The following is a 22,744-nucleotide window of genomic DNA, read 5'->3' on the forward strand; positions in this document are numbered from 1 at the left end:
GATATATATAATACCCCAAAAATAAAACACAAAATTATAATTCTAATTTTCATAAAAATATTAATTAATTTTTGACAAATGTATAAATTTTAAAGAATAGATAATAAATTATTTTTTGCTTAACAAAAAAATAATTATTCAGAATTAGTTTGATTAATTATTTGCTCTTTATTAATCATAAACAATTTATTTATTTTGATCTTTTACAAACTGTTTACGATAATGTGATTTTAAATATCCTATGAAAATGTAGATGAAAATAAACAAAAACGGAAAGAAAATTTTTCTTTTTCCTTCAACACCTTCGGTATTTTTAATATTTAATGTTGAACCACTGTATTTAATAATTTCGTCAAATCTAGCTAATTCAAGACGATAAAAACCTTGCTCATTTACCAAATCATTTTTAGTTTTGATTACGTCATTCAACTGAGTGTTTTCATTATAATACACCAATTTATCATTTCGCTGATTATTATTTGCTGTATTTGAAAAACTATTTAAAACGGCATCAATTTGTTTAATAACGGTATCGTTGGCTGTTAGTTTGAGATTAATATTATTTAGACGCACTTTTTGCATCATTTTATAATAATCTGAATTATTCAAATAATCTAAAATTGGCTGAACTGATTTGTCTAAAGATGTTTCACCAGAAGTATCAAATTTAATTCTATGGTATAAATAATTTTTACTAGTTGTATTGTCTGAAATAATTTTAGTTAAATCACCATCTTCGGCCATTAATTTTAGTAATTCAAAATTAAGTTCTTTATTTTCAATAAATTTATAAACATCGATGATAGGCTCTATGCTTATTCCTTTAAGTCTTTTTGGATTTTTTATCCCTACTATATCTCTTAAAAAAACAGTGTCTTTTTCTTCAATTTTAGAATTAATTAAATCAATTTTAGCATATAAATAATCTGCGCTTTCAAAATTAGGTGATACAATTATCTCGCTTTGATATGATTTTATTTTTTTATCTAAATAATAACCAATACTTGCTCCCAAGACAAATAAAACTGATATCACCAAAATATTCCTCTTGATATAAAAAACCGCACGGAAGATTTTAGTTGAAATTCCTTCAAAAAAACTTCCAATTTTTTTTGAAACTAATGTCAAATCAATTTCCTGATCTTCCGTATTCTGGGGTATATTTGTATTCATATAATTCGTTTATTTTATGTTGAATATTTGTTCTAAAATCTTTATGGTAATCAAATAAGTGGGTTTTACGCCTGTTGTACCAAGTCCTCCTGAGGCAAGTGTGCTCCCTGTTTCTAAAGGATTATCCGAGGCATAATAGGCATAACGAACTTTTACGTCTTTTGGTATGCTTTTTCTGATTTTTGAAGCTGATTGAATGGCTTTTTGATAATGAGATCCTTCCATTTCTAATCCAATCACTCCCCAAGTCGAATCGTGAAAAAACTTCAGTAACTCTTTGTTTTGCAACGATGTTCCTAATACGGTTACCATAGGGCCTGAAAACACCTCGATACCATTACCTTCAAACATTGCCGCCGTTAATTCATTTTCAAAATAATAATTATCTGCTGTTCCTTCATTGATGTGTGCATTAGGAATCATAATATCTCCTTTTCCACCTTCTAGAATTCCCGCTTTACCCATAATCGAAACGGATTCTACTTGCAATAATATATCTTTTTTAAAGGGTTTTAATAGTTCATCGACAGTTTCATACGCTTGCTCTCCAAAAGCATAATCCATAACAATTAAAACAGGTTTTTTATCCTTTAAATCGGCATTTGGAAAGGAAGTGGATGACCAATCAATTTTGGCAGTATCAAATAGTTGAACATCAATATTGGTCCCTGAAGTGTCTGGTAAACTAATCATCCCATTTTTTAAAGCAAATGCTTCAACTTTGTTTCGCAGTTCCTTGGCGTCAGATTTACTCAAATTTTCATAAATAGAAATTGCTTCAGTTCCTGTCAATTTTGATTTTAAAGCTGTTTTTGCAAAAATTGAATTCATTACAGAATGCATATTGGCACTGATAATATGAATAGGACGATCCAAAAGCTGCTTTTCTTTTAAAACTTCTTTAATATGAGTCGCCCATATTTCCCCATGAATATGATGTCCTAAGCGTTCTCTCAAAATGGGACTAAAAGTGATGGTTCTTTTTGCATCTTGAGTAACTTCTTCAATAGCTAATTTACCCAGCCAAAAAATAACATGCAAGAAACGGTCTGGAGCTGTAATTGTTCCAAAGGAATCATAAATATCAGAGATGTCTTCAAAGGTTCGCCCTAAAATATTCGCCGTATGCGAAATGGTTTTCTCTCTTTCGATTAAACTTAATTTCTTTTTTTGGGTAACGGCTTGTTCTAATTTTGCCCAATCACTTGACACTTCTCCTCCTTCTTCCATCAAAACTCTGCGTCTAATTTTATGAGACTCAATAAAAATAAACGTAAGATGAGTCAAAATATCATAAATATCTGATCGTCCTCGAGTAATTTCAATGTGCATCAAATCGTCATCAATCCGATAACAATTTCGTCTTCTTTTAGGTGGAATAATGGCTTTAAAATGAGATTTTCCATACCCTTCATGTGAGGTCAAATTGATAAAACGGCATTCTTCAATTCCCATAGGCAGACGTTCCATGACGTATAAAAGCCCTTTGAGTTCTGCTTTTTCATCACCAATATGACCATATATTTCCGGGCGTAAGGTTAGCAATGCTTCTCGTAAACTATCACCTGAAATCCCCATAGGTTTGTAAAAACCTCTATTGAATAAATGACGCATCGTGATATACAATTTTTCAATTGCAGCCGAGGATTCCTGAGCACGAGTAATCATTATATATTTTGTTTCTTTCATTTTTTAGTTGGTAATAAATCAACAATTTTTCTATCATTGGATAAACGGGCTACTTTATTTTGTCCTCCTAATTTACCTATCGATTTCATATAATCTTGAAAACCGTTTTTGACAACTTTAGTAATTACCACCTTTTGCAAAATATTCCCCACAATCAAATCATCATAGTAAATATTTTGTTTTCGCATGGCATTGTCTATCGCTTCCGCAAAAGTTTTACCGTCTATGGGTTCGTTTTCAAATTCGATAAACCATTCGTGATAAGGTAATCCGTTTTCAGGATTAATTTGGGGCGCTACCGTAAATTCATTCACACGTATTTCTGTTCCTTCCATTGCTTCTTGCAAAGCAGTTTCGACTTCTTTACCAATGACATGTTCTCCAAAAGCAGAAATATAATGTTTAATTCGTCCGGAGACGATTATTCTGTACGGTTTTAATGAAGTAAACTGAACGGTATCACCAATATTATAGCCCCAAAGACCGGCATTGGTCGAAATAATGAGGACGTAATTAATTCCTAATTCTACTTCGCCAATGGTGTAACGTCTTGGTTTATCCGAATAAAATGCATCACTTTTGATAAATTCATAAAAAATTCCCGAATTCAAAAGCAACAACATCCCTTTTTCAGTTTGTGTATCTTGGTAGGCAAAAAAACCTTCGGAGGCTGGGAAAAGTTCGATACTCGGTACTTTTCGCCCAATTAAATTTTCAAATTTAGCACGGTAAGGCTCGTAATTGACTCCACCATAAATAAACAAATTGAAGTTCTTGAAGATTTCTCCCACAGGCTTGCCTCCTTTTTGTTGTAAACGTTCAAAATACATTTGTACCCATGATGGAATTCCTGAAATTACAGCCATATTTTGCGCAAAAGTTTCTTCAACAATGGCATCAATTTTGGTTTCCCAATCTTCTATACAATTGGTTTCCCATGATGGCATTCGGTTTTTTTGAAGGTATTTTGGAACAAAATGAGCTACAATTCCTGAAAGTCGGCCAAACTGAATACCGTTTTTTTCTTCGAGAATAGGACTCCCTTGCAGGAAAATCATTTTGCCATCAACAAAACCAGCTTTGCCTGTTTCATGTATGTAATGCAATATAGCATCCCGAGCTGCTTCAATATGATACGGCATCGATTCTTTAGTCAGTGGAATATATTTAGCCCCAGAAGTCGTTCCTGAAGTTTTGGCAAAATAAAGTGGTTTTCCTTTCCAGAGAATATTAGCTTCTCCTTTGACTACTTTTTCAACATACGATTTAAGCCCTTCATAATCCCGAACAGGAACCTGTTTAGCAAAATCCTCGTAGTTTTTTATTTGATCAAAATGATGGTCAATACCAAATTCCGTTTGCTTAGCTGTTTTGATTAATTTCTCAAAAACAGCTTGTTGTGTCGCAATAGGATTAGTAGCCCAAGATTGGGTTTTATGAAATACTCTTTTAGCAAATAATTGAGCAGCTACTGATTTTATTGACATTCTATTTTTGTTTTTTGGTCGTTGGTTGCTTTTTTTTTGTCAGCTGAGCTGGTGTTTTTTCCTCTGATGCTACTTTTTCTCTAAGTTTTAATTCTTCTTCTGAAGCAGTCATTTTAAGATGTGGAGCGGGATCTTCACTAGAATTTAAAATAGAATCTTTATTAAATTTAGCATATTCTAATTGTCCATTGAGTACTTTTTGAATAGACTGTATATAAGCTTCATTTTTCTTCAAAGCCACGACTAGAGAATCAGATTTTAATGCTAGTTCAGTAGCATCTCTTTTTAATTTTGAAGATGAATAACCAGGTATATATTCTCTCAAAGGAGTAAATGCAATGATAAATGTAGTAATTGATATCAATACAATCGCACCTAAAGTTGCAAATACAAATACATTCATCAAGGTCAATTTGAGCGAAAAAATCTCTTCAAAGGTGTCTTCATTCAAAATCACCAAACGGTTTTTTGTAAATAATTTTTTGTGGAGTTTTTTGCGTTTTAATCGTTTTTTAGACATATTATTTTCAATATGACACAAATATAATAATTAATGTAAACCAATGAGGTTTCAAAGGCTGTTCGTTACCAAACTTAATCAATAATTGATTTTAATGCTTTTTTAACTCGTCATATAATAAATAATTAGAACAAACAGTGTTTCTATTAATTTATTCTGTTTACCTTTGTAGTTAGATTATTTTAAAAAATTAGCTTCGGCGTAAATTATTCAATCATGGGAAGATTTGGTGTTACAGAAATCCTAGTTATATTAGCAGTAGTATTGTTACTTTTTGGAGGTAAAAAAATTCCAGAATTAATGAAAGGTTTAGGAAGCGGACTTAAGGAATTTAAAAATGCTGCTAAAGACGAGACTGCTACAGATAAAAAAGAAGACAGCGAAAAAGAAACAAAATAAGAAATATCGTTTCTTATTTGAATCCCAAACTCTAATGCATAATTAGAATTTGGGATTTTTTTTGTTTAGTTACATTATAAATTAACTTACTATCATTCTCTCTGTTTTTTTCTTACAAAGAAATAACTACATTCGCTTTAATTTTTTTACACACTAAAAATTCAATTCTGTTTATTAGTTTACGTTTTTAAATGATACAACATTCCTATTCGCCAGGTTTACATAAATTACTTACTCTTGAAGTAGGGAATACTAGTATCCTAACACAAAGTTTTTTGTTTGTTGCCTTTTCTGAAAACTTAATTCAAAAATACCAATTAGAAAAAGTAGGAATCAGTATTCATGACTTTGAAAATAATAGCTTTACGATTGCGATTTGCTTAAAAGAATCACACATTTGCATTCATACTTGGCCAGAATTTAATCAATTAACATTAGATGTATATTTATGTAATTATTTGACAGACAACTCCAATAAGGTTCGTGAAATAACTAATGATTACATTAACTATTTCAATGCAACTATTCTAAAAGATTTTGAAATTAATCGTTAAGCTATGAACATTACATGTATTAATTGTAATAAGACAACAACGCTTGAAGTTCCTTTTGAGGTAGAAATTTTTGCCTGCCCTCATTGTACCTATGTGTATAAAAATACTAGAGATGTTGGTCATAAATTTAATAATAGATTTAAGTCTTATTATTTTGATGAAACCTTTGTTGTTGGTAAAACTGCTCACTTTCATAATCAAGAATACACCATAACTGGACTCCTAATAAAAACATCTAACGGTTACGAATGGAAAGAATACATTTTAGTAAATAAAAAAGGGGAATTTTTATATCTATCAGAATCCTTAGGCCATTGGATTATTCTAACTGAAATAGTATTTGAAAAAAAAGTAGGCAACCATCCCTTGACGTTAGAATATGAGGATAAAATTTTTGACCGTTATAATTACTGTCACCCCACATTAATTGCGGCTCAAGGTTTTTTTGATTTTAATATTTATAATAAATCGGAGTTAATAGAATACATATTACCACCCTTATTATTATCCTTTGATGAACTTGGGGGCAATCAAGACGCATATTTTGGAAAACACATTTCAAGGAGAGATATTAAAAAGGCTTTTGAAACTACAAACACGCTTCCTCCTAAAAGTGGCATTGGTATGGTACAGCCCTTTTTGTTTGATGTACGTATTTTGGGACTAATTTGTTGTGCATTTGCATTGTTAATCTTATTCACGCACTGGTTTATGAATTTAGATCGACCCGAACAAGTGGTTTTGAATACCACCATTCCATTTGATCGATATTCATCAAAAGATTATGTAACACCAAGTTTTGAATTAAAAGGGAGCTCGGCTCCAATGACTATCGCTGTTCATTCAAATGTGGATAATTCTTGGGCAAATGTGCAAGTGGCTTTGATCAACGAAGTCACAAATGAAGAAATTTATGCCAATAAAGACATTGAATATTATCATGGTTATACCGATGGCGAAAATTGGACAGAAGGAAATCCTTCTAGTGATTTTAATATATGTGGAATTCCTTCTGGAAAATACCACTTGGCAATAACTCCATCAAAAGCTACTGAAGATATTCAGAATCAATCTGTGGAAGTAAAAGCCAGTTGGTCGAGTCCTTCACTACGAAACGTTTGGATGAGTTTCATTTTTATGATTGTTTTTGTAGTAGCAATCTATTATTTTGAACGAAATTTCGAAAATAAACGATGGGAGGATTAGACCCTTTAAATTAGTAAAATGCAATGGAAAAAATTATATCTTTTATTAAACTAAATTACCTACCTCTATTGGTTGGGTTATTTTTTTATGGGATTTTTCTCTATTACAATTATACCGGAAACCGTATTTGTGATTGCGAAACAACCGAAAATTATAGACCTAATACATCGGGACGAACTGTAAATCATTTTTATCATAAATAACTAACAAAAAACACTATGGATATTGTATTAATGAAACCCGTTTTGAATTCGATTCTCTTTTCTTTATTAGGAATTTTTATTCTAATTATTGGCTATTTAATTATTGAAAAAGTGACACCTGAAAATACATGGAAAGAAATTTCGAGTAATAATAATATTGCTTTAGCGATTGTTTTTGCGTCGTTTATAATTGGGGTTTCAATGATTATTAGCGCCGCAATTCATGGGTAAAAAATTCCTAAAGTTTGAATATTTACTATTATTTGCCGTATTTACCATTGCCACTTGTGGACTCGTTTACGAACTTGTTGCAGGAACTTTGGCAAGCTACCTATTGGGCGATTCGGTAAAACAATTCTCTTTTATCATTGGGGTTTACCTGTTTTCGATGGGTGTCGGTTCTTATTTTTCTAAATTTTTTAGCAAAAATTTACTCAACACCTTTGTCGAAATCGAAATTCTTGTAGGCTTGATTGGAGGACTTAGTTCGGTAGTTTTGTTTCTAATGTTCGATAGTGTGTATTCGTTTCAACTGCTACTGTATTTTCTTGTTTTTATTACGGGTTGTTTAGTAGGACTAGAGATTCCGTTATTAATGAATATTCTCAAAGACAAAGTTGAATTCAAAGATTTAGTGTCCAATGTTTTTACTTTTGACTACATAGGTGCTTTGTTGGCTTCGATATTATTTCCGCTTTTTTTGGTTCCGAAATTAGGTATCATAGGTACTTCTTTATTCTTCGGAATGATTAATATTTCTATCGCCCTTGCTTTGTGTTTTTTACTAAAAAAAGAATTAAAAAAAGTAAGAGTACTCCAGTTCAAAGCTATTTTTTCCTTTACTACTTTACTAACTGTTTTTTTGTTTTCGGATGTGATTTTGTCATTTTCGGAAGGGAAATTATATGGTGAAAATATTATTTACACGCATTCAACCCAATACCAACGTATTGTACTGACTCATAACAAAAATGATTATCGTTTGTACTTGAACAACAACCTACAATTTAGTTCTGTTGATGAATACCGTTATCACGAAGCGCTCGTACACCCTGCGATGGCAATGGCCAAAAAAGTAGATCATGTTCTCGTTCTAGGCGGTGGTGATGGTCTTGCGGTAAGAGAGATTTTAAAATATCCTGAAGTCAGAGACATTACCCTTGTCGATTTAGATCAAGGAATGACTACACTTTTTAAAACAAATAAAATATTGACTGGTTTTAATCATAATGCGCTTAATAATCCTAAAGTTTCTGTGTACAACCAAGACGCGTATATATGGTCTAAAAATCAATCAAAACGGTATGATGTAGTGATTATTGATTTTCCAGATCCATCCAATTATAGCTTGGGAAAATTGTATTCGCTTAATTTTTATTCAACCGTAAAAAACATTCTAGCACCCGATGCTCTGGTGGTGATTCAGACGACATCGCCTTATTTTGCACCCAAATCTTTTTGGTGTATTAATAAAACAGCTCAACAAGTTTTTTCGCAAATTGATGCATATCATGCCTATGTTCCTTCATTTGGCGAATGGGGGTACACTATTGCTATCAATAGTTTTGCAACCCATTTCAACACAGTTAATCGTACCGTAAAAGGCTTACGATTTTACGATTACCAATTTCGAAAACTCAATTATTTTTCTCAAGATATGAGAAACAATGACATAGAAATAAATCGATTAGATAACCAAATTTTAGTACGCTATTTTGATGAAGAATGGGGAAATATACAATAATTCCAGAAGAAGTTTCTTCAAAATTATAGCGATTTCTTTGCTTGTTGTTCCCTTTTTGGACGCTTGCAAAGAAAAAGTCATTACTCTTTTGATTCGGTTATCAGGAACCAATAACATTTTGGGGCATCGTCTTAGGGTGCAAAATTTCCCTAAACCTAGCAAAGAAATTACGATTCCCTACTTGATTGTTGGCGGAGGAATTTCGGGACTGAGTGCCGCAAGACAACTCACCAAAAAAGGAATAACGGATTTCTTACTGGTCGAATTAGAAAATCATTTGGGCGGAAATTCCTCAAATGGCGAAAATAAATATTCTAAATATCCTCTTGGAGCTCACTATTTGCCTTTACCTAATTTGACTGATAAAGCATTACTGCAATTTTTGGAAGAAGAAAAAATAATACTCAATTACGATGCCAATGGTTTTCCTAACTTTGACGAAACCCAACTCGCTTTTGCTCCAGAAGAACGTCTATTTTACAAAAATAGTTGGCAGGAAGGACTTGTCCCTAAAACTGGAAATTCAGTACAAGAAGATCAAGAATTCGTTCGTTTTTTTAAATTAATGGATGATTTTAGAGCGAAAAAAGATAGTACTGGAAAATTTTGGTTTAGTATTCCACTTGCAGAATCTTCCACAGTTAATGATGTAAAAATGTTAGATCAATATACCATGAAAGAATGGTTAATCAAGCATGATTTTACTTCACGTCCTCTTTTGGATTATATTGATTATTGCTGTCGGGATGATTTTGGATTGGGAATTGATTATGTTTCCGCTTATGCGGGAATTCACTATTTTGCTGCTCGAAAACAAGATGCCTCAAAAGATAAAAAAAATACGGTTTTGACCTGGCCTGAAGGCAATGCGCGACTTGCTCTTCATCTGAAAAAATATACTAAGGATACAAGTTTAAATAATCATTTGGTCTACAACGTAGTCATTACAAACAATAAAGTAGAATGTTTAATCTATGACGCGTTAACCAAATCCTCAACTCGCATTGTGGCTAACAAAGTGATTATGGCAACCCCTCAATTTGTGAACCAATACGTCTTGAAAAATCGCAAAGAAATAACAGCCAAATTTCATTATACTCCATGGTTATTAGCAACATTGGTAGTAAACAATTTGGATGATAATTCAAGTTTTCCGTTATCTTGGGATAATGTTATTCACGGTGCCAAAGGTTTAGGGTACGTGTACGACCAACATCAAGAATTACAACAAATGCAAACTAAAAAAGTGATCACCTATTACTATAGTTTTTCTTCTGGAGATTTGAGAAAAACGCGTCGAAAAATGTATAAAAATGACCAAGAATACTGGAGGAAAATGGTTTTTAATGATTTAAAAATAGCACATCCTACGATCGAATTGGTTACAGAGAGTTTGGATATTCACTTATTAGGTCATGCAATGATTAGTCCTGTCCCGGGTTTTATTTTTGGAGAAGCCAAAAAGACTGCGTCTGTACCTATTGAAAACAAAATTTATTTTGCCCATACCGATTTATCTGGAATTTCGATTTTTGAAGAAGCCTTTCATCAAGGAATTAATGCTGTAAATACCATGATTCATGAGGCAAAATTGGATTCATAAACCGCTAACAGATACTTTTTTTATCCTATCACCGCCATTTGTGATACTGGCAATTATTGTCGTTTTTCAAAAACAATTGGTAGTTATAGAAAACAATTATTCATTTTACACTTGGCTCTTTCTCATCGTGTTTATCGATGTGGCTCATGTATATGCTACTTTGTTTAAGACTTATTTTGTGGCCTCAGAGTTCCAAAAAAGAAAAAAAATTTATCTTGGCTTACCCATTTTATGTTTTGGAATTGGACTGTTTTTATTTGCTTTAGGAAGTGTTATTTTTTGGTCGATTCTTGCTTATGTGGCCGTTTTTCATTTCATACGACAGCAATATGGCTTCATGCGCTTGTATGCCCGTAATGAAGACAAAACCTATGCTTGGATTGATAATTTAGTTATTTATACAGCTACCCTTTACCCAATGCTTTTTTGGTTTTTGTCACCAAAGAGAAACTTCAATTGGTTCATTCCCAATGAATTTTTTCGATACGAAAATGCCTTACTAGATTCGATTCTCAGTTGGGCATATGCTACAGTACTTTTGTTTTATTGCATCCGAACCCTCTATAAATCAATTAAAAATAAGTTTTTTAATATACCGAAAAATGCTGTCATTATTGGCACCACGCTGTCTTGGTATTTTGGAATCGTATATTTTAATAATGATTTTATTTTCACCTTACTCAATGTAATATCTCATGGTGTTCCTTATATTGCTTTAATTTATCTTAATGAAATCGAAAAAAAATCAGCTCTAGAACTAGGAATTCTTCATAATCTAAAACAATATTCTGGCTTAGTTATTTTTATTGCTTTCCTTCTTTTGATTGCTTTTACTGAGGAATATCTATGGGAAATTACCGTCTGGAATGAATACTTTTCTAATGATAATTTTGATTTTAGCCGTTGGCAATTTTTAATAGTCCCTTTATTGACCGTGCCTCAATTTACCCATTATTTGTTGGATGCATTTATTTGGAAAACAAATAAAAAATAATTACGTTCTTAATGATTTGGTATACATACAGATACTTTACAAGTACTAAAACCAGTTTAATTTCGTCTTTTTAAAAGATTAAAAAAGGTTTTATAGGATTGTATTTGTGATACTTGTTGTGACAATAGTACTTTTAACTGGATGACTTTAAAACTTTCGACTTACTTATATAATCAATCTAAACAAATCCAAAAAGTGGATTTCTATTAAAATCTATAGCGATTATACTAATCATATCAGTCTGATTCTTTCGAAGACCTCTTGATCCATACATTTAGACAATCTCAATGTAACAATAATTATAGAATTTCACTAAAAAGATCAGAAACATTCAGCTAGTTACGATATCATTACTATTTATCCTACCTTTGATTTAACTTAACCTAACATTCATGAAATTAATCACAACCCTTGTCATCTTATTAATTGTCTTTAATGGGAATTCACAAACTCAAAATTTTCCAACTAACAAAGTTTTTAGCTACGGCTTAATGGCAAGTAACAAAAACAGTCAAGATGCCTCAGATGCCTACACAACTTGGAAAACAAACTTTGTTGAATCCTGTACTAACGGGCGCTATCGTATAAAATTTGATACATCTTCACAAACGGTGTCTGAGGGTATTGGATACGGAATGTTATTATCTGCCTATAAAGCTGATAAAACGCTTTTTGACGGTCTATGGTTGTATTATAAAGACAATGTTAATAACCATGGTGTAATGAATTGGAAAATTAATGGTTGTTCAGGAATCATTGGTCAAAATGGCGCTACTGATGCCGAATTAGATGCTGCTTTTGCTCTCATTGTTGCCGATTATCAATGGGGAAGTACTGGTGTAATTAATTATAAAACGGATGCCAAAACCTTAATCACTGCTATTAAAACGCATGAAATTGAAGCTAATACTTATGTTTTAAAACCAGGAGATGCATTTGGTGGAAGTGCAATCACAAATCCTTCATATTTTGCTCCTGCATATTATAGAGCTTTTGGAAATTATACAGCTGATATAAATTTCTGGAATGCCGTTGCCGAAAAAGCGTATGCAATTATCAATAAAAACTTATCCGGTAACAATGCTGTTGGTGGACTTGTTTCTGATTGGTGTACTGATACGGGCGCTTATTCATCGCAAGCAAGCGGTTATGCTAATGGAGGAAAATCCTATACTTATGATGCAGCAAGAACACCTTGGCGTATTGCACTTGATTATTTATGGTACGGAAATGCAGATGCTAAAACATATTCTAAAAAATCATCGGATTTTGTACGGTTAAATTTAGGAGGTACAACAAATATTAAAGATGGTTACAATCAAGACGGAAGTTTAAAAGGACAATGGCATAATGCAACTTTTGTAGGAGCGTTTGCTTGTGCAGCAATGGCTGGTGAAAATCAAGACCATTTAAATGCTTCTTATACAGATTTAAAAGGATTAAATGAACCAAATAGTTATTTCAATCATACGCTAAAAACCTTATATTTATTTGCTTTAACGGGTAATTTCTATTTACCAGCAAATGTTATTTTAGCCACCAATGATTTTGACTTAGAAAAATCAAGCATAACAATTTATCCTAATCCGGGTCATGATACTATTACAGTTTCAGCACCAGAAAACGCATTATTATCTATAATATCAACACAAGGAATTGTCATTTTTGAACAAAAAACGATTACTGAAATAACCCAAATTAATCTCGCCAATCAGTCTAGTGGAATTTATTTTGTAAGAATTACTGCCTATGGTAAAAGTATAATAAAGAAAGTAATTTTAAAATAATAAGAAATAAAAATAGCACGATAGAAGTTTTTCAATCGTGCTATTTTATTTTGTAGCATGTTAATTAAGCGCTAAACCCTAATTTTACTCGAACTCTACTCAATACGCCTGAAGCTACAACTCCAGCTTTGTCAGCGCCAATTTTTAGTAATGCATCAACTTCTGGAAGGTTGTTCATATAGTAATTGTATTTTTCTCTTTCGGTTTTGAATTTTTCAACGATCAATTCAAATAATGCTTGTTTAGCATGACCATAACCATAATTCCCACCTTCATAGTTGGCTTTCATTGTAGCAAGTTGTTCTCCATTTGCTAATAGTGAATAAATAGCAAAAGCATTACATGTGTCAGGGTTTTTAGGCTCTTCAAGTGGGGTGCTATCTGTTTCTATCGACATGATTTGCTTACGCAACGCTTTATCGTCTAAGAAAATATTGATGATGTTATTCGCTGATTTACTCATTTTTCCACCATTGGTACCAGGAATCAACATGCTGTTTTCTTGGATTTTAGCATCTGGAAGTACAAAGGTTTCTCCCATTTGATGATTGAAACGCGAGGCAACGTCACGTGTGATTTCTAAGTGCTGTAATTGATCTTTCCCTACAGGAACTATTTCGGCATCGTATATTAATATATCAGCAGCCATCAACATTGGATAGGAAAACAAACCGGCATTTACATCATCCAAACGATCAGCTTTGTCTTTGAAAGAGTGTGCTAATGTTAATCTTTGAAATGGAAAAAAACAACTTAAATACCAAGTCAGTTCCGCTGTCTGAGGTACGTCTGACTGTCTATAGAAAGTTACATTATCAACATTAAGCCCACAAGCTAACCATGCGGCAGCAGTACTATAGGTGTTGTTGCTTAAAGTTTCGCCGTTTTTTATTTGAGTAATCGAATGTAAATCGGCTATAAAAAGAAAGGATTCGTTTTCTGGATTATTTGATAATTCGATTGCTGGAATAATTGCTCCAAGTAAGTTTCCCAAATGTGGTGTTCCGGTGCTTTGAACTCCGGTAAGTATTTTTGCCATTGTGTATTTTTCTTAATCGCAAAGTTCGTAAAGTTTTTTGCAATAGTCAAGGATAATTTTATAACCGCAGATTCGCGGATTTTTATTTAAAACTTAACATTTGTTATTGAGGATGAATAAATTTGCGCTAATTCCGCTATATAGGGTATATTTACAATTAAAATTATTAAATAATAAGTGAATCCGCGTAAATAGCTTTTTTCTTTACAAACTTTGCAGTTAAAAAAGTATTTTTGAATCTATGAAAATCATTAAAATTGTTTTTTGGGTTTTATGGCGCATTTGGTTTTATATCCTAATGGCTGTGCCTATATTGATTATGTTTCCATTTTTGGTCCTTTCTATTCTTTCCTATAAAAGCTATCCTTATTTCTTCAAAATGGCGCGTATTTGGGCCAAGTTTATCCTTTTTGGAATGGGATTTTATTATAAAATAGAGAAGGAACAAGCCATAGACCCTAAAAAAAGTTACATGATTGTGGCTAATCATACTTCGATGACGGACATTATGTTGATGCTGGCTGTAGTCAAGAACCCTTTTGTTTTTGTGGGGAAACAAGAATTAGCTAAAATTCCGTTGTTTGGTTTTTTCTACAAACGTACGTGTATTCTAGTAGATAGAAATTGCTCGAAAAGTAAAAATGATGTTTTCAAGAAAGCTCAACAACGATTGAATATGGGACTGAGTGTCTGTATTTTTCCTGAAGGTGGTGTTCCTAGTGATGAATCTGTGATTTTAGATTCTTTTAAAGACGGTGCTTTTCGTTTAGCGATTGATCATCAAATCCCTGTTCTTCCTATTAGCTTTGCAGATAATAAAAAACGATTTTCCTATACTTTTTTGAGCGGAAGTCCAGGCGTTATGCGCGTAAAAATTCATAAGCCAATAGAAACCATTGGAAAAACAGCTTTGGATAGGAAAATACTAAGAGAAGAATCACGTGATGTTATTTTGAATCAACTCAATCTATTTAATCTTAAAAACGATAACTAATCCCAGAGTATAATCCAATAAAGAATGGTTTGAAATTATTGGATTGGCTCGTAAAAGTATTCATTTGGTATTTTATCGTGGGTTCAAAATTAAGTTGAATGGAGGGAATCAATTGGTATTTAAATCCAATACCAAAATTAGAACTCAAATGTATTTTGTTCAAATTATTGGCTTCTCCTAATTCTACATTGGATTGAGAGGATACCAAATAAATTTTATTTTCATCCAAAAACAATGAACTAAAACCTCCAATAATGCTGATGCCGAATTTTTTATCCAGTAAGGAATAGGAAATTTCTAATGGAAACTCATAATACCCCATTTGTTGATTAATAGCTCCTGTAGTGTTTTTTTGAATGTTTTTTTCTGTTGAATTTAGTGCGCTAAAACTGGCTTTGTTTCTTATTTCGATAGCATTGCTTGGAAGGTAATCTATTGTAGCAATACTATTTGTTGTTAATCCTGGTGCATAATCAATATTATTCGTATTGTATCCTAAAACAACTTTGTTTATCCCTGTTCTAATCGCAATTTTTGAATTAATAGCATAATGTATTCCAAGGCCATAACTTAGTCCTGTTTCTGCCACTTTCTCATTATTTGAAAACTGGTTGTCAATCGCTGAGCCACCTGAACTTGTGTTCAAATAAACTGGGGCAATGTTTGGCGTTATTAGCCATCTGCTTTTTGATACTGAAGCAATTTCGGTTTTCTTTTCAGTTTTTGTTTTTAAAATATCTTCCAAATCGTTAGTTTCTTCTTTCGTATTGGTTATTGTTTTTTTTGTATCACTACTAGCAATTTTGGGATCTAAAATAGTTGTGTTGTTGTTGTCTTCTAAAACAGAATTACCTAAAGATTGTTTGTTTGTTGATTTGTTTTCTGCCAATTGCGAAGCTTGTTGATGAACAATCGGATTGTTTTTTATCTCTTGTATATTCTCTTTTTTAGTAAAGGAATAGGTGTTTTTCTCTTTATATTTTTGGGAAATTGAACGTAGATTATTTTGTTTTGAATTCTTTTTTGAAGGAATTATTTCTTTGATAACCATTGCTTCTTCTTCAATTATTTTGACGTCTTTTTTTATAGAAGTTTCGTTATCGATACTTCGTGATTGATTAGTGTCCTGACTTTTTACAACAGAAGTGTTGGTGGGTAATACCTCTTTTTGGAATCCAGTTTTCATTATAAAAAGCCCTAAAATTAAAGCCCCAGCAATTCCAGAATATTGAAACCATAAAGGGATGATGCGTCTTTTTTTCTTGTCTTTCTTCAGTTCAGCTTCAATGTTGAGCCAAATTTGATTATTGGGCGTAGCCTCAAAGTCTTTTAATTGTTCTTGAAACAATCGGTCGATATTTTTTTTCTCTTTCATGTTGCCGATGATTCTTGATGGTTATCTGTTCTGTTTTCTATTTTTTCTTTCAAAATAAGTCTCGCTCTATGCAAATTTGATTTGGTAGTTCCTGTCGAAATAGAGAGGGTTTCACTAATTTCTTGATGAGAGTAACCATCTAAAACGTATAGACTAAATACGACTCGATATTGGTGAGGTAGTTCTTGAATGATTTGCATCAAATAATCTAGTGGAACGGTTTCGTCTTCAATTTCCACGACTTCTTCAGGGACAGATTCGTTCAAGACTTCCATGTACCGAATACCTTTGAATTTTTGAAGCGCATTGTTAATCATAATTCGTTTGCACCAACCTTCAAAGGAACCTTTGCCACTATACTGTTCTATTTTTCTAAAAATAATTAAAAACCCATCTTGCAAATTATCCTGAGCATCAGCATAATTGCTAGAGTATTTCAAACAAACCCCAAAGAACTTCTTAACAAACAATGTATACAATTGTTCTTGAGCTTTGGGGTTGCTTTTCTTACATTCACTGATGAGTTCTTCTAATACCACAGAAAATTGCTATTGGTTATTCAACTACTTGAATTTCTACTTCTTCAAATACATTTTCGCCATCTACTTTTCCTTTGTAAAATTTGAATATATACGAACCGGTATTGCTAACTACAAAATTAAAAGATACTTCAGATAATGGTGGAACCTCTTGAGTACACTGTTCGTTATCTTTCACTGCAGCCTGAATAGCAATCGTTCTAGTATTTAGGTTTTTATCGTAATAAATACCTTGGTATAAATGACAAGCAGTTGGTTTTTGGTATTTTAATTTAATTTCATAAGTTTCTCCAAGAGTAAAAGTATCGGGTAGTTCGTAACTTTCAATCGGTAGTGAGCTATAGGTGTAGGTGTCAGTGTCATGATTGTCTTTATCAAGACTACAACTAGTACTGGCAATCATTAGGACTAAAAATAATAAGATCTTTTTCATTTTTCAAATTTTATAGGTTAATAACTTCATGATATTTTACATAAGATGAAAACAGATAAAAAAGGTTGCGTCAATTATTTAAAATGATATTTAAAGTTAAAAAAAAATGCCCGAAAAATCAATTTCGGGCATTTTCTATATTTTCTAAAAGTGCTAATTAAGCATCTGCTAGTTCTTTGATTCTAGCTTTAATTTTCACTTCTAGTTCGTCTGCTAATTCAGGATTGTCTTTGATTAATGTTTTCACAGCATCACGACCTTGTCCTAATTTTGTATCACCGTAGCTAAACCATGAACCTGATTTTTTAACGATTTCAAACTCCACCGCTAAATCCAGAATTTCTCCTGTTTTAGAAACACCTTCACCGTACATAATGTCAAATTCAGCTGTTTTAAATGGTGGTGCAACTTTATTTTTAACGATTTTAACTTTTGTTCTATTTCCTAAAACGTTGTCACCGTCTTTAATTTGAGTAGATCGACGAATATCTAAACGTACTGATGCATAAAACTTTAAGGCGTTACCACCCGTAGTTGTTTCAGGATTTCCAAACATCACACCAATTTTCTCTCTCAACTGGTTGATGAAGAAAACCGTACAATTTGTTTTGCTGATTGTCCCTGTTAATTTACGCAAAGCTTGTGACATCAAACGAGCGTGTAATCCCATTTTAGAATCGCCCATTTCGCCTTCTATCTCACTCTTAGGAGTCAAAGCAGCAACGGAGTCAATAACCACAATATCAATCGCTCCTGAACGAATTAAGTTCTCAGCAATTTCCAAAGCTTGTTCCCCATTATCAGGTTGTGAGATGATCAAGTTTTCGATATCTACCCCTAATTTCTCAGCATAACCTCTATCAAAAGCGTGTTCCGCATCAATAAAAGCTGCAATTCCACCGGCTTTTTGAGCTTCAGCAATAGCATGAAGTGTCAAAGTCGTTTTTCCAGAAGATTCCGGTCCGTAGATTTCAATGATACGTCCTCTAGGGTACCCACCTACTCCTAATGCTAAATCAATTCCTAATGAACCAGACGAAATGGTCTCCACCTCCACAATCGCCTTGTCTCCCATTTTCATAACCGTACCTTTTCCGTAGGTTTTGTCTAATTTGTCTAGCGTTAGTTGTAACGCTTTTAATTTGGCTTCTTTCTCTGTACTCATCGTCTCTTTTACCTTTTCTTTCATTAATGGATGTTATCTTATTCACTTAAAAAACTCATAACTAGAGCTTTCTATAGTATTAATTGTTTAATTTTTATAAAAATCTATTTCGTAAAAATACTTATTTTTTGATGTAAAATTCGCTTTTGAAAATATTTTTATTCACTTTTTAGAAACCTATATTTATACGGTTTTGATTATTTTTAGGCTATCAAATATGATTTAAATGGTAGTTGTGGTATTTAAAAACATAATAGCATAAAAAACCCAAAATAAGTTTTGTTATTTTGGGTCATTTAGAAGGTATTATAAAGATTCAATCAATAGCCAAGCTTCGGGATTGTCTTTTTCTTGTATTTCTTTTTTCGCTTGTTCAGCTTCTGAGAAAGTAGCATAGCTTCCGTAAAGAACAGGGTATAAACCGTGTTTGTTTTGAGGAATTCTCTTGGCTTTGTATCCTAAATTAGATAGGCGATTGAATATTTTATCAGCATTTCTTTCCTCTCTAAAAGCACCTGCCATTACATGGTAAGACATTTTAGTTTCTTTGATGGAAAGCGTTACTGCTGGTAGCGGATTTTGGATAAAAAAAGTAGCTTCTTGAATCTTAGTTTCAACTTGTTTTTGAACTGATTTTTCAACCAGCGTTTTTTGATTTGCCATTTCATTTTGATACAATGGATATCCTACGGTTCCCATTAATCCTATCCCAAGAACAAAAATAGCAGCGTATTTCAAGTACGAACGGTTGTTGTATTCAGGTTCAAAATGAAAAACTTCTTTTTCTTCTATAGTTTCAATTTGTTGTATTACTTCTCTTTTGATTAAAGGAGAAATAAACGAGCTCAATCCAAACGAAGTTGGTAAGTAGTTGTGTTGATCCAAAGGTTTGAAAACAACATATCCTTCAGTATTTGAACTTAGTTCACCGATGTTTTTCAAATTAAGCACGCCATTTTGCTCAATTGCTTTTTTCCAATTCAATACTTCATGTTGAATAGCGCTTACAGCATAACTATAGGAAGTATTCTCAGCGTTAGCAATATGATTGGCTAATAATCCATCATTATTTTTAATGTTAGTATTAAAAGAAATCAATTTCTTGGGAGGAAAAAATGAATGAGAACTTTCAACCCATTTTGCGGATTGAATTTCAGTCAAAAAAGCACCAAAACCAGGAACGCTAACGCATTGGTGACGGTATAAAAGCTGGGCAATGTAATGTTCGATATTCATACTTACAAAGTTATACAATGAAAATAGTTATCAAAATTTTATTCACAATTTTTATTAACAATCACAGTATTTTTTTATACTTTTCAGACACAATTCATTAGCATGACAGATCAAGAATTATTTTACGTTTTAGCGCTTCAAAGAATCGATGGAGTGGGCGATATTATGGCCAAAAAATTACTTACACATTGCGGAACGGCCGAAAAAGTGTTCAACTCGAAGCCGCAACAACTCGCTACCATTGATGGAGTAGGAAGTATATTATTGAAGAGTCTTCAAAATAAAACCGTTTTCGAAAAAGCCGAAAAAGAGTTAGCATTTATTAGGGCAAATAATATAAAAATTCAATTTTTTCAAGATAAAGAGTATCCTGAGCGATTGAAACATTGTTTTGATAGTCCTGTTTTGTTGTTTTCTTCGGGGAATATCGATTTGACTAACCGAAAACTAATTAGCATTGTAGGAACCCGCCAAATCACCTCTTATGGAACTGAATTTTGTCGAAAACTAATTGAGGATTTAGCACCTTTAAACCCTGTTATTGTAAGTGGTTTTGCTTACGGAGTGGATATTGTAGCACATCAATTAGCGATGGATCACAATTTACAAACGATAGGAGTGGTGGCTCATGGGTTGAATCAAATTTATCCCAAGCCTCATAAAAAATATGTTGCGAAAATGGAAGAAAACGGTGGTTTTATGACAGAGTTTTGGAGTACGACTAATCCAGACAAAGAAAATTTTGTACGTCGCAATCGTATTGTGGCTGGAATGACTGAAGCAACCATTGTTATTGAGTCAGCTGAAAGAGGCGGATCTTTGATTACAGCAAACATGGCAAGTGATTACAATCGAGATGTATTTGCCGTTCCAGGAAGAGTAACTGATAAATACAGTCAAGGCTGCAACCATTTGATAAAAATTCAAAAAGCACATGTCCTCACGAATGCCGCTGATTTGATTTATATATTGAATTGGGATATTAAAGAAAAGACTAAACCAGTACAAAAACAACTGTTTGTTACTCTTGATAATGATGAACAAAAAGTCTATGATTATCTTTTAAATACAGGGAAAGAATTAATGGACGTGATTGCGTTACACTGTGAATTTCCTATTTATCGCATTTCTGGTTTGTTACTCAATATGGAACTCAAAGGGGTTATTCGTCCATTGCCCGGAAAGTTGTTTGAGGCGATTTGAGAAGAGAGGTTCTAAGGTACTAAGACAAAAAGTAATTCATTAACAATTTTACATCTTAGTACCTCAGAACCTTAGATTCTTAGAACCTGAATAATCTATACATCATCAAAATCGATGTAAATCGTTTCAGATGTTGGATGTGCTTGACAGGTTAAAATCAAACCATCGGCAATTTCTTTATCGGTCAAAATTGAGTTTTTCTTCATTTCGGCGGTACCAACCGTTACTCTGGCCAAGCAACTACTGCAAATACCCCCTTGGCAAGAATAAGGAGCGTCAATTCCTTTTTTTAATGAAGCTTCAAGAATGGTTTGTTTTTGTGACATTTCAAAAGTCGTTTCTTCATCATCGACCATAACGGTGATTTTTGAATGTCCGTCAAGCGAATCTTTAATTTCAATTTCTTGAGAAGAAGCAGTAAAAAGTTCAAACTGAATTGCAGATTCTTTTACGTTTTTCTCTTTCAAGACAGTCGAAACCGTATTGATCATTTCCTCAGGACCACACAAATAGAATTTTTCAAAATCCAATTCTTTGTGTTTGTTGTTCAAAACAAAATTTACCACAGATTTATCAATACGACCAAATAATGCATTTTCAACGTTTATTTGGCTGTACACATAATCCACAAAAAAACGACTTACATATTGTAAATGCAAATCATGTAATTCTTGATGAAATATTGTTTCTTCTGGAGATTTATTGCCATAGACAAGAACAAAAGAACTTTTAGGTTCGCTTTTTAATACTGATTTTATAATGGATAATACAGGTGTAATTCCACTACCTGATGCAAAAGCGATGTAGTTTTTTTGTCTGTCGGCTTCAGGTTCAAAAGTAAATTTCCCTTCTGGTTTCCCTACTTCAAGAGCATCCCCAGCTTTTAGTTTTGTATTGGCAAATTGCGAAAAAGCACCGTCCTTTACTGCTTTTACAGCGATACGTAATTCACCGCTTTCTGGTGAAGAACAGATGGAGTAGGCTCTACGAATTTCTTTCCCGTCTAATGTTAATCTTAAATTGAGGTATTGTCCTGCAAGGAAAGTATAATTAGATTTTAATTCTTCAGGAACATTAAAAAGAATGGAAACAGCAGCAGCGGTTTCACGTTTTACTTCTTTTATAATTAATTTTAAAAATGAAGGCATCTGAATATTTTTTTTTACAAAAGTAGGAAACCCGAAATAAATGAAGCCGATTAAGCTTGAATTTTTTTGATGGAACGGTATTTATTTTTTATTTTTTGACGCTTTGAAGACATTTAATTCATTTGAAGTGTTGGGATTAAAGCAGGATACAGATGTTTTTTCCAGAGATAAATTTCTATATTTCAAAAAGAAACGTATTTTTACCAGTCATTATACTAAAATAAGTATTTTAGAAGTTAATTGATACAAAAAC

General features: G+C 32.6%; 21 protein-coding genes. 10 read left to right on the top strand and 11 right to left on the bottom strand.

Annotated elements, in window-relative coordinates:
* Window positions 1–186: 186 nt before the first annotated feature.
* The 4 genes from WBQ70_RS00090 to WBQ70_RS00105 are packed head-to-tail and all read right to left on the bottom strand — an operon-like array spanning window position 187 to window position 4,752.
* Window positions 187–1,173, bottom strand: a complete 987-nt coding sequence (locus WBQ70_RS00090) for a hypothetical protein (RefSeq protein WP_423908841.1) — start codon at window positions 1,171–1,173, stop codon at window positions 187–189.
* A gap of 9 nt (window positions 1,174–1,182) precedes the next feature.
* Window positions 1,183–2,862 carry a DUF6909 family protein gene (locus WBQ70_RS00095; RefSeq protein ID WP_423908844.1) on the bottom strand — a complete coding sequence of 560 codons (1,680 nt, stop codon included), beginning with the start codon at window positions 2,860–2,862 and terminating at the stop codon, window positions 1,183–1,185.
* The gene (locus WBQ70_RS00100) at window positions 2,859–4,349 is read right to left on the bottom strand and encodes a GH3 family domain-containing protein (protein ID WP_423908846.1); all 1,491 of its coding nucleotides are present in this window, start codon (window positions 4,347–4,349) and stop codon (window positions 2,859–2,861) included. The genes WBQ70_RS00095 and WBQ70_RS00100 overlap by 4 nt, the downstream gene beginning before the upstream one ends.
* Window position 4,350: 1 nt before the next feature.
* On the bottom strand, window positions 4,351–4,752 hold the full coding sequence (locus WBQ70_RS00105; protein WP_423908849.1) for a peptidase: 402 nt from the start codon (window positions 4,750–4,752) through the stop codon (window positions 4,351–4,353).
* Between the two features lie 333 nt (window positions 4,753–5,085).
* Here WBQ70_RS00105 and tatA point away from each other — a divergent pair, with 333 nt between their 5' ends.
* From tatA to WBQ70_RS00145, 8 genes are all read left to right on the top strand, one after another.
* Complete coding sequence (gene tatA, locus WBQ70_RS00110; protein ID WP_423908852.1) at window positions 5,086–5,268, top strand: twin-arginine translocase TatA/TatE family subunit; 183 nt, start codon at window positions 5,086–5,088, stop codon at window positions 5,266–5,268.
* A 191-nt stretch (window positions 5,269–5,459) separates the two neighbouring features.
* Window positions 5,460–5,822, top strand: a complete 363-nt coding sequence (locus tag WBQ70_RS00115; RefSeq protein ID WP_423908855.1) for an S-adenosylmethionine decarboxylase family protein — start codon at window positions 5,460–5,462, stop codon at window positions 5,820–5,822.
* A gap of 3 nt (window positions 5,823–5,825) precedes the next feature.
* Window positions 5,826–7,028 carry a DUF4178 domain-containing protein gene (locus WBQ70_RS00120; protein ID WP_423908858.1) on the top strand — a complete coding sequence of 401 codons (1,203 nt, stop codon included), beginning with the start codon at window positions 5,826–5,828 and terminating at the stop codon, window positions 7,026–7,028.
* Between the two features lie 218 nt (window positions 7,029–7,246).
* Window positions 7,247–7,462, top strand: a complete 216-nt coding sequence (locus WBQ70_RS00125; RefSeq protein WP_423908861.1) for a DUF350 domain-containing protein — start codon at window positions 7,247–7,249, stop codon at window positions 7,460–7,462.
* Complete coding sequence (locus tag WBQ70_RS00130; RefSeq protein ID WP_423908863.1) at window positions 7,455–8,975, top strand: polyamine aminopropyltransferase; 1,521 nt, start codon at window positions 7,455–7,457, stop codon at window positions 8,973–8,975. Before WBQ70_RS00125 ends, WBQ70_RS00130 begins: the two co-directional genes overlap by 8 nt.
* Entirely contained in the window at window positions 8,950–10,578 is a 1,629-nt protein-coding gene (locus WBQ70_RS00135) for an NAD(P)-binding protein (protein WP_423908866.1), read from the top strand. Before WBQ70_RS00130 ends, WBQ70_RS00135 begins: the two co-directional genes overlap by 26 nt.
* Window positions 10,556–11,572, top strand: a complete 1,017-nt coding sequence (locus tag WBQ70_RS00140; RefSeq protein ID WP_423908868.1) for a hypothetical protein — start codon at window positions 10,556–10,558, stop codon at window positions 11,570–11,572. Before WBQ70_RS00135 ends, WBQ70_RS00140 begins: the two co-directional genes overlap by 23 nt.
* A 392-nt stretch (window positions 11,573–11,964) precedes the next feature.
* Window positions 11,965–13,359, top strand: a complete 1,395-nt coding sequence (locus tag WBQ70_RS00145) for a glycosyl hydrolase family 8 (RefSeq protein ID WP_423908871.1) — start codon at window positions 11,965–11,967, stop codon at window positions 13,357–13,359.
* Between the two features lie 64 nt (window positions 13,360–13,423).
* Here WBQ70_RS00145 and trpS read toward each other — a convergent pair whose 3' ends face one another.
* On the bottom strand, window positions 13,424–14,398 hold the full coding sequence (gene trpS / locus WBQ70_RS00150) for a tryptophan--tRNA ligase (protein ID WP_423908874.1): 975 nt from the start codon (window positions 14,396–14,398) through the stop codon (window positions 13,424–13,426).
* Window positions 14,399–14,639: 241 nt separating this feature from the next.
* Between trpS and WBQ70_RS00155 the strand changes: the two genes are divergently transcribed.
* On the top strand, window positions 14,640–15,392 hold the full coding sequence (locus WBQ70_RS00155) for a lysophospholipid acyltransferase family protein (RefSeq protein ID WP_423908877.1): 753 nt from the start codon (window positions 14,640–14,642) through the stop codon (window positions 15,390–15,392).
* On the opposite strand, the gene WBQ70_RS00160 is transcribed toward WBQ70_RS00155, so the two are convergent.
* From WBQ70_RS00160 to WBQ70_RS00180, 5 genes are all read right to left on the bottom strand, one after another.
* Window positions 15,376–16,767, bottom strand: coding sequence for a hypothetical protein (locus tag WBQ70_RS00160; RefSeq protein ID WP_423908880.1), 1,392 nt, complete (start codon window positions 16,765–16,767; stop codon window positions 15,376–15,378). The genes WBQ70_RS00155 and WBQ70_RS00160 overlap by 17 nt on opposite strands.
* Window positions 16,764–17,306 carry an RNA polymerase sigma factor gene (locus tag WBQ70_RS00165; RefSeq protein ID WP_423908883.1) on the bottom strand — a complete coding sequence of 181 codons (543 nt, stop codon included), beginning with the start codon at window positions 17,304–17,306 and terminating at the stop codon, window positions 16,764–16,766. The genes WBQ70_RS00160 and WBQ70_RS00165 overlap by 4 nt, the downstream gene beginning before the upstream one ends.
* Window positions 17,307–17,322: 16 nt before the next feature.
* Window positions 17,323–17,739, bottom strand: coding sequence for a hypothetical protein (locus tag WBQ70_RS00170; protein WP_423908885.1), 417 nt, complete (start codon window positions 17,737–17,739; stop codon window positions 17,323–17,325).
* A 157-nt stretch (window positions 17,740–17,896) separates the two neighbouring features.
* Window positions 17,897–18,904 (bottom strand): recombinase RecA, encoded by a 1,008-nt coding sequence (gene recA, locus WBQ70_RS00175; RefSeq protein WP_423908949.1) that lies wholly within the window; start codon window positions 18,902–18,904, stop codon window positions 17,897–17,899.
* A 306-nt stretch (window positions 18,905–19,210) separates the two neighbouring features.
* Window positions 19,211–20,140 carry an SPOR domain-containing protein gene (locus WBQ70_RS00180; RefSeq protein ID WP_423908888.1) on the bottom strand — a complete coding sequence of 310 codons (930 nt, stop codon included), beginning with the start codon at window positions 20,138–20,140 and terminating at the stop codon, window positions 19,211–19,213.
* 102 nt (window positions 20,141–20,242) lie between these two features.
* On the opposite strand from WBQ70_RS00180, the gene dprA reads away from it, so the two are divergent.
* Window positions 20,243–21,343, top strand: coding sequence for a DNA-processing protein DprA (dprA, locus tag WBQ70_RS00185; RefSeq protein ID WP_423908890.1), 1,101 nt, complete (start codon window positions 20,243–20,245; stop codon window positions 21,341–21,343).
* Between the two features lie 95 nt (window positions 21,344–21,438).
* On the opposite strand, the gene WBQ70_RS00190 is transcribed toward dprA, so the two are convergent.
* Window positions 21,439–22,491 (bottom strand): 2Fe-2S iron-sulfur cluster-binding protein, encoded by a 1,053-nt coding sequence (locus WBQ70_RS00190; protein WP_423908893.1) that lies wholly within the window; start codon window positions 22,489–22,491, stop codon window positions 21,439–21,441.
* Between the last annotated feature and the right edge of the window lie 253 nt (window positions 22,492–22,744).

Source organism: Flavobacterium sp. (assembly GCF_049590715.1).
GTDB lineage: Bacteria > Bacteroidota > Bacteroidia > Flavobacteriales > Flavobacteriaceae > Flavobacterium.